The organism is Paraburkholderia sp. CI3 (assembly GCF_050436505.1).
GTDB classification, from domain to species: Bacteria; Pseudomonadota; Gammaproteobacteria; order Burkholderiales; family Burkholderiaceae; genus Paraburkholderia; species Paraburkholderia tuberum.
The window spans coordinates 395,260-406,711 of sequence record NZ_JBNDMI010000003.1 but is presented as its reverse complement, the minus strand read 5'-3'; the positions used below and the strand labels follow the sequence as shown (position 1 = coordinate 406,711).

General features: G+C 64.3%; 10 protein-coding genes and 1 pseudogene. 4 read left to right on the top strand and 7 right to left on the bottom strand.

Annotated elements, in window-relative coordinates; all coding sequences use genetic code 11:
• Nucleotides 1–13 precede the first annotated feature (13 nt).
• Nucleotides 14–961: a polyphosphate kinase 2 family protein gene (locus tag OKW29_RS10725; RefSeq protein WP_429291030.1), complete on the bottom strand. Its 948-nt coding sequence runs from the start codon at nt 959–961 to the stop codon at nt 14–16.
• A gap of 364 nt (nt 962–1,325) precedes the next feature.
• Here OKW29_RS10725 and OKW29_RS10720 point away from each other — a divergent pair.
• A pseudogene (locus OKW29_RS10720) lies at nt 1,326–1,568 on the top strand (phosphatase PAP2 family protein); the annotation flags it as partial.
• 93 nt (nt 1,569–1,661) lie between these two features.
• On the opposite strand, the gene yjfF reads toward OKW29_RS10720, so the two are convergent.
• The 5 genes from yjfF to OKW29_RS10695 all read right to left on the bottom strand — a co-directional run bounded on the left by yjfF (nt 1,662) and on the right by OKW29_RS10695 (nt 7,448).
• Complete coding sequence (gene yjfF, locus OKW29_RS10715; protein WP_184038662.1) at nt 1,662–2,753, bottom strand: galactofuranose ABC transporter, permease protein YjfF; 1,092 nt, start codon at nt 2,751–2,753, stop codon at nt 1,662–1,664.
• Nucleotides 2,750–3,793, bottom strand: a complete 1,044-nt coding sequence (locus OKW29_RS10710) for an ABC transporter permease (RefSeq protein ID WP_429291029.1) — start codon at nt 3,791–3,793, stop codon at nt 2,750–2,752. Before OKW29_RS10710 ends, yjfF begins: the two co-directional genes overlap by 4 nt.
• The gene (locus tag OKW29_RS10705) at nt 3,790–5,424 is read right to left on the bottom strand and encodes a sugar ABC transporter ATP-binding protein (protein ID WP_429291028.1); all 1,635 of its coding nucleotides are present in this window, start codon (nt 5,422–5,424) and stop codon (nt 3,790–3,792) included. The genes OKW29_RS10710 and OKW29_RS10705 overlap by 4 nt, the downstream gene beginning before the upstream one ends.
• Nucleotides 5,425–5,677: 253 nt before the next feature.
• Nucleotides 5,678–6,664: an ABC transporter substrate-binding protein gene (locus OKW29_RS10700; protein WP_429291027.1), complete on the bottom strand. Its 987-nt coding sequence runs from the start codon at nt 6,662–6,664 to the stop codon at nt 5,678–5,680.
• A gap of 181 nt (nt 6,665–6,845) precedes the next feature.
• Nucleotides 6,846–7,448 (bottom strand): alpha-ketoglutarate-dependent dioxygenase AlkB family protein, encoded by a 603-nt coding sequence (locus OKW29_RS10695; RefSeq protein ID WP_429291026.1) that lies wholly within the window; start codon nt 7,446–7,448, stop codon nt 6,846–6,848.
• A 140-nt stretch (nt 7,449–7,588) separates the two neighbouring features.
• Between OKW29_RS10695 and OKW29_RS10690 the strand changes: the two genes are divergently transcribed.
• Nucleotides 7,589–8,173: a malonic semialdehyde reductase gene (locus OKW29_RS10690; RefSeq protein WP_429291025.1), complete on the top strand. Its 585-nt coding sequence runs from the start codon at nt 7,589–7,591 to the stop codon at nt 8,171–8,173.
• Nucleotides 8,174–8,231: 58 nt separating this feature from the next.
• Here the strand turns inward: OKW29_RS10690 and OKW29_RS10685 are convergent, their stop codons facing one another.
• Nucleotides 8,232–8,579, bottom strand: coding sequence for a hypothetical protein (locus OKW29_RS10685; protein WP_429291024.1), 348 nt, complete (start codon nt 8,577–8,579; stop codon nt 8,232–8,234).
• 401 nt (nt 8,580–8,980) lie between these two features.
• Here OKW29_RS10685 and OKW29_RS10680 point away from each other — a divergent pair, with 401 nt between their 5' ends.
• Nucleotides 8,981–10,144, top strand: a complete 1,164-nt coding sequence (locus OKW29_RS10680) for a metallophosphoesterase (protein ID WP_429291023.1) — start codon at nt 8,981–8,983, stop codon at nt 10,142–10,144.
• 476 nt (nt 10,145–10,620) lie between these two features.
• Nucleotides 10,621–11,328 (top strand): MgtC/SapB family protein, encoded by a 708-nt coding sequence (locus tag OKW29_RS10675; RefSeq protein WP_429291022.1) that lies wholly within the window; start codon nt 10,621–10,623, stop codon nt 11,326–11,328.
• Nucleotides 11,329–11,452: the final 124 nt, after the last annotated feature.

The following is an 11,452-nucleotide window of genomic DNA, read 5'->3' as shown; positions in this document are numbered from 1 at the left end:
CAGGGGGCCGCTCTCAATGGTCTGGATCGTCCCCGGGTTGATCGGGTCTCGTCTCGTCCACCGCTTCAGCGTCGAATTCCTCCCTCGCGGCGGCGAGATCCTTCATCTGCTCTTGCGTGGCTTTCGGATATTCGAGGTCGAGCTTCTCGACGGCCTCGACGATCGCGGCCGCGACGATGAGGCGCGTGAAAGGTTTGTTGTCGGCGGGCACGACGAACCACGGAGCCGCTTCGGAGGCCGTCGCGCGGATCGCCACTTCATAGGCGTGCATATAGTCGTTCCAGTAGCGACGCTCGCGAACGTCGGCTGCGGAAAACTTCCAGTGCTTGTCGGGATTGTCGAGGCGATCCATGAATCGCCTCTTCTGCTCCCCGTACGACAGGTTCAGATAGAACTTGAGAATGACCACGCCCTGGCGCGTCAGATAGTCCTCGAAGCGCGCGATGTCGGCGAGCCGCTCGTCCCATATGTTGTTGCCGACCCGTGCCGGCGGGATCTTCTGCGCATGGAGCAGATGCTGATGCACGCGTACCACCAGCACCTCTTCATAGTACGAGCGGTTGAAAATGCCGATGTGCCCGCGCTCGGGCACTTTCCTGGAATAGCGCCAAAGGAAGTCGTGGGAGAGCTCCTCATCCGACGGCTGCTTGAACGAAATGACATCGCACCCCTGCGGATTGACGCGCGACATCACGTGCTTGATCGTCCCATCCTTTCCCGCGGCGTCCATGGCCTGGAACACCAGCAGCACGGACCAGGAATCCTGCGCGTAGAGGATCTCCTGCTCCATCGCGAGCCATTTCGACCCGCGCTGGAGCAGTTGCTGCGCCTCTTCCTTATGCATTCTGAGTCCCAGCGTTTCGCCGGGATCGAAATCCTTCAGGAAGAAATCTTTGCCGCTCGTGACGCGGAACGGATCGGTGTATGCCCGCAGCGCGTCGAGTATTTCCATGCGAACCATCGCTCTTTCTCCACGGCATCTGCATTCAGTTGCACGATTCGCGGATTGCATCGCAACCGCAGTCGTACTGTTCACAACTCTTTCTGATAATAGGTCACGCAAACGGAAACGTGCTCATCGGCAACGACGCTGCGCACCCGCGTAGCGACGGGAAAACACACGTCTGAACGCTGCCACGTTCCGGACCGCCATGCCGGTCGATCACCGCCTGTCGGCCCCGTCGACCCAGTCGCGACAAGGCCGTCAGACGATAGGCATTACCTGTGCTTATCCTTCACCAGGCAGCGCCAACAAAAAAATGGACGAGCACAATGTCGAGCCACGAACACGAACACGGGGAACAGCGGAGTAGTGGGCGTTACCCGCTATTGTCTTTATCTATGCGCTGCGTCGCATGCCACGGCTTTTGCTGTTTGCGATTCCTCTCAACGTGACGATGATCCTGTCGACGCCGACACAAGGCGGTCACTATCTCGCCGATGTGTTTGCGGGTCTGCTGCCCAGTGCGCTGACGATTGCAGCGCTCAGGCGCTGCATGCACCTGCTGGCGACGCGCAAAGCCGCGAATGCGCCGATCTCGCGATCCATGCCGGTGCGAACGGCATGAGCTGGACGCTCGGAAGCGGCCGCGCGGACTAACGTGAACGCGGCGCGGCGTGCGCCGCGCCGCCGTGGTTCGAAGCGACTGGAAGACCGCGCGCTAGCCCGGCGCCCGCCCCAACACCTGCGAATCCGACGACGCCGTCGTCGACGTCTCGTCACGCCCGTGCCCCGTCGTCGTGACCGCATTGGTGCCGCCGGGCCGACGCACCGATTTCGCGTGCCGCTCGATCAATCGCTGCAGCAAACAGAACGCGCACAGCAGCGCGCCGATCACGATCCGCGTCCACCACGAACTGAGCGTGCCGTCGAACGTAATCAGCGTCTGGATCGTGCCCAGAATGCCGACGCCGAACAGCGAGCCGACCACATAACCGACGCCGCCCGTCAGCAGCGTGCCGCCGATCACCGTGGCCGCAATCGCATCGAGTTCCATGCCCTGCCCTTGCAGCCCATAGCCCGACAGCACGTAGAACGTGAACACCGCGCCGCCGAGCGCCGAACAGAAGCCGCTCAGCGCATACACGCCGACCCGCGTGCGCGCGACCGGCAGGCCCATCAGCAGCGCCGAGCGCGGATTGCCGCCGACCGCATATACGTTGCGTCCGAAGCGCGTGAAATGGGCGACATAGATCGCGGCCGCGAGCGTCACGGCCGCGATCAGCACGTTCGCCGATACCGAACCGACGCCGACACTGAGACGAAACGCGGAGATCGCCTTGAACGTCGGATCGGTGATCGTGATCGACTGCGTCGTGATCAGAAAGCACAGGCCACGCGCGAAGAACATCCCCGCCAGCGTCACGATGAACGCCTGCAGGCGGAAGTAGTGAATCAGCGCGCCCTGCACCGCGCCGAACACCGTGCCCATCAACAGCACGATCGGAATGATGAGCCACACCGACACATGCATGTGCTCGGACAGCACGGCTTCGACGATCGTCGTCAGCGCGACGATCGAGCCCACCGACAGATCGATGCCGCCCGACACGATCACGAACGTCATGCCGATCGCGACGATCAGCAGGAACGCGTTGTCGACGAGCAGATCGAGCAACACCTGCCACGCGAAGAAACCGGTGTACATCACCGAACCAAAGCCGAACAGCGCGCAGAACAGCAGGACCGTCACCGCGATCGGCAGCGTGCGCGGATCGACCAGGCGGGCGAGTGCTTCGAGAACGCGCGTCATCGTGCCACCCCGCGCGATTTGACGAGCGACGCGCCGAACGACACCGCGAGCGCGCGTGCCACCGGCGACTGGATCACGCTGACCGCGAGCACGACGGCCGCCTTCACGACGAGCGTCGCTTCCGGCGGCACGCCGATCGAATACGTGGTGTACGTGAGCGTCTGGATGATCAGCGCGCCGAGAACCGTGCCCGCGAAACTGAAGCGGCCGCCGAGCAGCGACGTGCCGCCGAGCGTCACGGCGAGAATCGCGTCGAGTTCGAGCAGCAAGCCCGCGTTGTTGCCGTCCGCGCTACGCACGTTCGAGCTGATCAGGATGCCGGCCAGCGCCGCGGTCAAGCCCGAGAAGCCGTACACCGCGAATACGATCGCCTTCGAGCGCAAGCCGACGAGCCGCGTCGCAACCGGGTTCACGCCGATCGCGCGAATGAACAGGCCGAGCGCCGTGCCCTCCACCAGGGCGGCGGTCGCCAGCACGGCTACGGTCGCGATCCATACCGAGCACGGCACGCCGAGCCAGTAGCCGCCACCGACGAACAGATAGCCGGGCGCGCCGATCGGGATGATCTGCCCGGCGGTCAGCAGTTGCGCGATGCCACGGCCCGCGACCATCAGAATCAGCGTCGCGATGATCGGCTGCATGCCGACGAACGCGACGAGCAGCCCGTTCCACATGCCGCTCAAGATGCCGACGACGAGCGCGGCCAGCAGCGCCTGCGCGATCAGCGCACCGCTCGGCACGGCCTGGGTCGCGAGTATCGTCGCGGCCGCGGCGCCCGCTATCGCGACCACCGCGCCGACCGAAATATCGATGCCGCGTGTCGCAATCACGAGCGTCATGCCGATCGCGACCAGCACGAGCGGCGCCGCGCGATTCAGGATGTCGATCGGCGCGCCGAACAGGTGGCCGTCGAGCGTGCGCAGCGCGAGAAAATGCGGATTGGCCAGCAGGTTCAGTCCGCCCAGCAACACGAGCGTCACGCATGGCCACAGCAGCGGACGCTCCGCCCCGTCGCGCGCGAACCAGTTCGATAGCTTCATTCGCCGCTCCCTGCGATGAGTCGGTAGATGTTGTCCTCGTTCGATGCCTTACCGGCCACCTCGGCGATCTTGCGGCGATCGCGCAGCACCGCGACGCGATGGCTCACGCGCAGCACCTCGCTGATCTCCGACGAGATGAACAGGATGGACAGGCCGTTCGCGCACAGCGCGAGCAGCCGGTCCATGATGTCGAACTTCGCGGCGACGTCGATGCCGCGGGTCGGCTCGTCGAGGATCAGCAGTTTGGGATCGGTTGCCAGCCAGCGCGCGAGCAGCGCTTTCTGCTGGTTGCCGCCGGACAGCAGCGCGATCGGCTGCTCGGCGTCGGACGCCTTGATGCCGAGCCGCTCGATCCACATATCGGCGAGCTCGCGCGCGCGTTGCCGGCTGATCTTGCGCCACCAGCCGCGCCGCGCCTGCAACGCGAGCATGATGTTTTCGCGGATCGACAGTTCGGCGACGATGCCTTCCTTCTTGCGGTCTTCCGCGCAATAGCCGATGCCGTGGCGCACCGCGTCGTGCGGCGTGCGCAGCCGCACGGCGCGCCCTTCGACGAGGATCGTGCCGCTGTCCGCGCGATCCGCGCCGAACAGAAGCCGCGCGGTTTCGGTGCGGCCCGAGCCGAGCAGACCCGCGAGGCCGAGAATCTTGCCGGCCTGCATCTCGAGATCGATCGGCTGCAAGGTGCCGCGACGGCCGACGCCGCGCAGCTCGATGAACGGCTGCGTGGCCGTTGCTTCCGTGTGGTCTTGCGCGACCTCCTGATCGTCGGCGGCCTGTCCTTCGTGCGCCGCTTCGCGCAGACGCGCGCTCATGCGCTCGTGGCCGACCATCTTCGCGACCAGCTGATCCGCGGACAGATCGCGCGCGAGATATTCGCCTTCGCGCTCGCCGTTGCGCATCACCGTGATGCGATCGGAGATCGCATAAGTCTGCTCGATGAAATGCGTGACGAACAGGATCGCAATGCCCGATCGCTTAAGATGTCGAAGTATTTTGAATAGCTGCGCGACTTCGCTGTCGTCGAGGCTCGAAGTCGGTTCGTCGAGAATCAGCACGCGCGCATCGACGGACAACGCTCGCGCGATCGCGACCATCTGCTGCACGGCGATCGGATAGGCGTCGAGCGAGCGCGTGACGTCGAGCGACACGTCGAGGCGCGCGAGCGCTTCCTGCGCGCGCCGCTTGATGTCGGACCAGTCGATCGCGCCGAAGCGGCGCGGCTGCCGGCCCGCGAAGATGTTCTCCGCCACCGACAGATTCGGGCACAGGTTCACCTCCTGGTACAGCGTGCGCACGCCGGCCGCCTCGGCTTCCTGCGGCGACGCGAACGCAACTACCTCGCCGCCGAGGCGGATCGTGCCGGCATCGGGTGCGAGCACGCCGGTGAGCACGTTGATCAACGTGGATTTGCCGGCGCCGTTCTGGCCCATCAGCGTATGGACCTCGCCGGGAAACAGGCGGAAGTCGACGTGTTGCAACGCCTTCACGCCCGGAAATGTCTTGCTGACGCCGGAGGTCGCCAGAATCGGTTCGCGCGCGCTCATGTCATTCTGTTGGCCTGGCGCGCCCGGCGGCCTGCCGCGCCGCGGCTGGTCCGGCTGATTCGGTTCGGTAGCGGAATGGGTCATGAACCTCGCTCGATCGGCTATGCATGGTTCGGCAGGCCCCAGCGGCATGCTCCCGCGGGCGCATGCTCCTGAAAAGAGACCGCCCGCTGCAGAAGAAAGCAGCCCGGGCGGTCAGGCACCACTGGAGAAACCTGTTCGATGCGTCCGTACTGCACATCTCCTTCGCGCCGTGAGCCCGTTGGCCCCGGCGCCTGAACACCGCACACGCCGCGGCGCTCGCGCGAGCGCTGCCGCGGCGACGTTGCGCGCCGCGTCAGTACTTACGCGACGGCAGAGTTTGCGCGGCCACGCTCATCGGGAAGACAGTCTCCTGAGTCAGGATGCGCTTCGGCAGCGGTTTGCCAGCCACCACGTCTTTCACCGCCGACATCAGCTGCGGTCCGAGCAGCGGGCTGCACTCGACGTCGACGTTCATCTTGCCGGCGGCCATCGCCTGGAAGCCGCCCTTGGTTGCGTCGAACGAAACTACGACGACGTCCTTGCCCGGATGCATGCCGGCTTCTTCCATCGCCTGGATCGCGCCGAGCGCCATGTCGTCGTTATGAGCATAGACGACGTTGATCTTGTTGCCGTAGGTCTTGATGAACGCTTCCATCACCTGCTTGCCGCCGGCGAGCGTGAAGTCGCCGCTTTGCGACGCGATGATCTTGAACTTCGGATCGCTCTTGATCACTTCGATCAGACCCGCGTGGCGGTCGTTGGCCGGCGCGGAGCCGACCGTGCCTTGCAGCTCGGCGATGTTGACCGGACCTTTATCGTCCTTGTAGTGATCCGCGAGCCAGTGGCCGCCGCGCCGTCCTTCTTCGAGGAAGTCCGAGCCGATCATCGTCACGTACAGCGACGTGTCCTTCACGTCGATGTTGCGGTCGGTCAGGATCACCGGAATCTTTGCGGCCTTGGCTTCGAGCAGCACCGGCTCCCAGCCCGATTCGACGACCGGCGAGAACGCGATCACGTCGACCTTCTGCGCGATATACGAGCGGATCGCCTTGATCTGGTTTTCCTGCTTCTGCTGCGCGTCGGAGAATTTGAGGTTGATGCCGGCCTCCGTCGCCGCCGACTTCACCGATTCGGTATTCGCGGTGCGCCATGCGCTTTCCGCACCGACCTGCGCAAAACCGAGCGTAATTTTCTTGTCCTCGGCATGCGCGCCGGGCGTGGCCAGCGTCAGCACTCCGAGACTCGCGCAAAGCGCGAGCGCGCCCAGAGCGCGACACGCGGCACGTCGTGTATTCGCCATGACAGTCTCCAATCGTTGTTGTGTAGAAGACCCAGCGGTCTGCCCGGCCCTCGCGGCCCTCACGGCGCATGGATCGTGATGTAGCGTACTGTGCGACGCGTTAACCGTCCAATCATATGATTCGCGCCCTCGATATCAATTTTGGTATAGCGCGCCGGTCAGAGCATTGCCGCTCGCTGCCTCAGGTCGGCGTCATTCTCGGAGTGACCCAGCGAAACGTCAGATTGATGCGCTCGCCGCTCACGCGCGGCTCCTTCGGCACCCGATGACGCCACTGCGCCTGGGTGTCGCCTTTCATCACGAGCAGGCTGCCGCCCTTCAGCGAGAACGATTGCACGACGCCGCTGCGGTTGTGCTGCAGATCGAACCTGCGCGCGACGCCGAGGCTCACCGACGCGATCACCGGTTGCTTGCCGAGTTCGGGCTCGCGGTCCGCGTGCCAGCCCATGCTGTCGGCGCCACTGCGGTAACGATTCAGCAGCACGCTGTTAAAACGCGCGCCGCTGGTCGCCTCGACGGCCGCCTTCAGTTCGGAGACGGCGGGCGTCCATGCTTGCGGCACGTTGCGGATGCCCGAGTACACGTACACCGCGTCCGGCTCGCCCTGCCAGGCGGTCAGACGCGGCAGTGCAACACGGCCGGCGGGCGTGCCCATCATGTCCTGGCGCCATTGCACTTCGTCGATCAGTCGGGCCAGCAGGCGTTCGGCGTCGGCCGCTGCGAGCCAGTCTGGATACCAGTCGACGTCGGGCGTCGGCAGGTCGTTGAATAAATCGGAGCTCATCGGAATGTCTGGATGCAAGCGGACAAGTCAAAACCCTGACTATTATGGCGACACCGGCTCACCCGCTGATTCACGCGCGTTGCTCTTTCATTCGACGCGGCTCTCCGCGTTCCCTCTGTTCTTTCGCACGGACCACTTCCATGACACTTTCGGATCAGGCGCTCGCGCAGCTCTTTCGCGACGCGCGTACGCAAAATGGCTGGCAGAACAAGCCGATCGACGACGCCGTGCTGCGCGAGCTGATGGAGCTCGTACTGCTCGGCCCGACCTCGGCCAATTCCAGTCCGGGCCGCTTCGTGTTCGTCAGGACGCCGGAGGGCAAGGAGAAACTGCGCCCGGCCTTGTCGGCTGGCAATCTCGAGAAAACGATGGCCGCGCCCGTCACGGTGATCGTCGCCATGGACATGGCCTTCTACGAGTATCTGCCGAAACTGTTTCCCCATGCGGATGCGCGCAGCTGGTTCGTCGGCAACGAGCGGTTGATCGCGGACACGGCGTTTCGCAATTCGACGCTGCAAGGCGGGTATCTGATTCTCGCGGCGCGTGCGCTCGGTCTCGACACTGGGCCGATGTCGGGCTTCGATCAGGCCAAGGTCGACGAAGCGTTTTTTGCGGGCACGACGGTGAAGTCGAACTTCCTGATCAATCTTGGCCACGGCGATCCGTCAAAGCTGTTTGCGCGCAGCCCGCGTTTTTCGTTCGACGAAGCGGCGCGCATAGTGTGACGGGGCGTTGATGATGGATGGCGCGGCGGGTGCGCGCCACGCGCTGGATCGGATCGCGTCAGGTCAGCACCGCGACATAAAAGACCACCGTGCCGATCAGCGCGCCGATGAAGCAGAAGCCCTCTTCGGCTTCGTCGCCATTCGAGCGCAGCCACGCGCCGACCGCACCGAACAGGCCCGCGATGCCGAGCGCGACGCACACCATCACGACGTCGAACAGCGCGCTTTTGCCGAGTTCGGAGAAATCGATGTTGCGTACGCCGACGTAAAGCGCAATCGCCATCAGCGAGATGCCGACGAGCGGCAGCATCACGTGGCTGCCCTCGCGCCCGACATGATGCTCATGATGAACATGATGCACGTCGTGCGCGTGATGCCACAGGTGGCCCGATTTGAGCAGCTTCATGGTGTGCCTCCCCCCGCCCGATCTTTCCCGGCGACAGAACCAGTCATGGCCGAAGCGCCCTACGCTGCCCCGGCAACAAGCTGGCTTGTTTCAAGCATACTCCACGCATGAATACGATTCAAAGCCCATTTAATTCGCTTGCATAGGCATTGAATGCGCGGCGCGCGGCCCTGTAAGTATGTGCTGAGCACGGAATGCGCCTGCCCCCGGCGAACACCTTTCGTGGCGCATCCCGGCGGCTTCCGGGCCGGCGTGTCGTGCGGTGCGGGAGCACGAATTTTGCGGCTACGGCAAGGGACTGAACATGTCGGTAGAATGATTCGCCGCGTTCCGTCAACCGATCGCCGCCGCGCTGTCGCTGATGCCGGCCCTTTGGCCTCCTTCCCGCCCTGATCCTCTTTATGCGACGTTCATCGTTTCTTGTCCGCATCATCCTGATTGGCATCCTGCTGCATATCTATGTCGGCTTGCGCCTGATTCCCGACATTCCGATCGACGCGGCCGGCCGCGGGCTGTGCGTGCTGTGGCTCGTGCTGTCGATCTACCTGATCCCGGTCGGCATGATGGCGCGCGGCTTCAAGCGCCAGCCGCTCGGCGACCGTCTCGCGTGGGTCGGCCTGCTCGCGATGGGCTTCTTCTCGTCGCTGCTGGTACTGACGTTCGCGCGCGACCTCGTGCTGGCGTCGCTGCTGACGATCGACGCGATCTGGCCGAACACGCTCACGATCGCGCATTGGCGCACCGGCTCGGCGGCGGCAGTGCCGCTGCTCGCGCTGCTGTCGACGCTGATCGGCCTGTTCAACGCGCGCCGTCGCGCGCGCGTCGTCACGATCGACGTGCCGATCGACGATCTGCCTGCCGCGCTCGACGGCTTCACGATCGTGCAGATCAGTGACATCCACGTCGGCCCGACGATCAAGGGCCGCTATGTCGATGCGATCGTCGACGCGGTGAACCGGCTCAAGCCGGATCTGATCGCGGTGACGGGCGACGTCGTCGACGGCAGCGTGCCGCAGCTGAGCCGGCATACGCAGCCGCTGTCGCGGCTCGCCGCGCGGCACGGTGCGTTTCTCGTGACCGGCAATCACGAGTACTACTCCGGAGCGAACTCGTGGATCGCCGAATTCCGCCGGCTCGGCTTGCGGGTGCTGCTGAACGAACACGTGATCGTCGACCATGACGGCGCGCGCGCCGTGATCGCCGGCGTCACCGATTACTCGGCGGGTCATCACGACCCCGCGCATCGCAGCGACCCGGTCGCGGCGCTCGCCGGCGCGCCGGGCGACGTGCTGATCAGGGTGCTGCTCGCGCATCAGCCGCGTTCGGCCGAAGCGGCCGCGGCGGCCGGGTTTACGCTGCAGTTGTCGGGTCATACGCACGGCGGTCAGTTCTTTCCGTGGAATTTCTTTGTGCGCCTGCAACAGCCGTTCACGGCAGGCCTCGCGCGCCTGAACGGACTCTGGGTTTATACGAGTCGCGGTACGGGCTATTGGGGTCCGCCGAAACGACTCGGTGCGCCTTCGGAAATCACGCGCTTGAGACTCGTGCCGGGCGAACCGGATTGAACTCAACATTCGCAGTCCGGAGCAATTAATTACGGCCTGTCTACAATACGGCTGTAGCAAACCCACATGCGCACTCTCCGCCGGTCGCGGCTTGACTGAACTTTGCGCCGCCCTCTAAAATTCGCGCAATTCTTTTAACCGGAATCACGATCTTGGACAGTAGCAGCTGTACCAGCCGAGTATCGATTTGCCCGCTCGCCTGAGCGGCAGGATTTCCGCGTCAGGTGTCCCTGTCGCCGTCCTGCCCTCGGGCTCGATGGCGCACGTCGCTCTCATTTCATTGTCATTCGTGTACTGTCGGTGAAGCGCAGCGTGGCTCGATGCCATGCCGATGCCGCACGCTTGCGGCCGCTGCACGCGTGTGCGCGCGTATTTCGTTCCACCCTCATGCGCTTACCGTGCACGAGGTAGACGACCTGACGTTCCCACGCGTAGGCTTCACCCTGCGGCAGCACGCACGCCAACCTTTCTGAACCATGACACTCGAATTCTTCCTGCGGCTTCTGACCGCTTTTGCTTGCGGCGTCGCGATTGGCCTCGAACGACAGATGCGCCAGCGCACTGCCGGCCTGCGCACGATCACGCTCGTGGCGAGCGGCGCGTGCCTGTTCGTCACGCTCGGCGTGCTGACCGGCAACGGCGTCAGCGGCGTCACGCAGATTGCCGCCTATGTGGTGTCCGGCGTCGGCTTTCTTGGCGGCGGCGTCATCATGCGCGACAAAGGCTCGATCCAGGGAATCAACACCGCGGCGACGCTGTGGTGCTCGGCGGCCGTCGGCGTGTTGAGCGGCGCGGGACATTACGGACCGGCGCTCGCGGGCACCGCGGTCGTGCTGCTGGCCAACACCGTGCTGCGTGAAGTGAGCCGGATGATCAACTCGACGCCGGTTTCAAACGCCGACCTCGTGCGCGAGTACGTGCTGACGATCGTCTGCCGCGAAGCCGACGAGATCAACATTCGCGCCGCGATTTCCAACTCGATGTACTCGGCGCCGCTGTCGTTCCAGAGCCTCACGAGCGAGGATGTCGAGGACGATCCGGCGCGCATTCGCGTGACGGCGACGCTGACGATGCATCCGAAGGATCAATCGAAGCTCGAACAGATGGCGAGCCGCCTGAGCATGGAAAAGAGCGTGTCCAGCGTCAGTTGGACCGCGCGGGAAGCGGAGCCGACGCCCGAGTGAAGCACGGCGCGTAAGTCTCCTTTGTTCGCGCGCATCGTCTACACTTAGCTGGCAGCAGATTCAGATAATGTTAATTCCGCGTCGTGAACGTGGACGGTCCCATAACCTTCGACTAAGCTCTGTC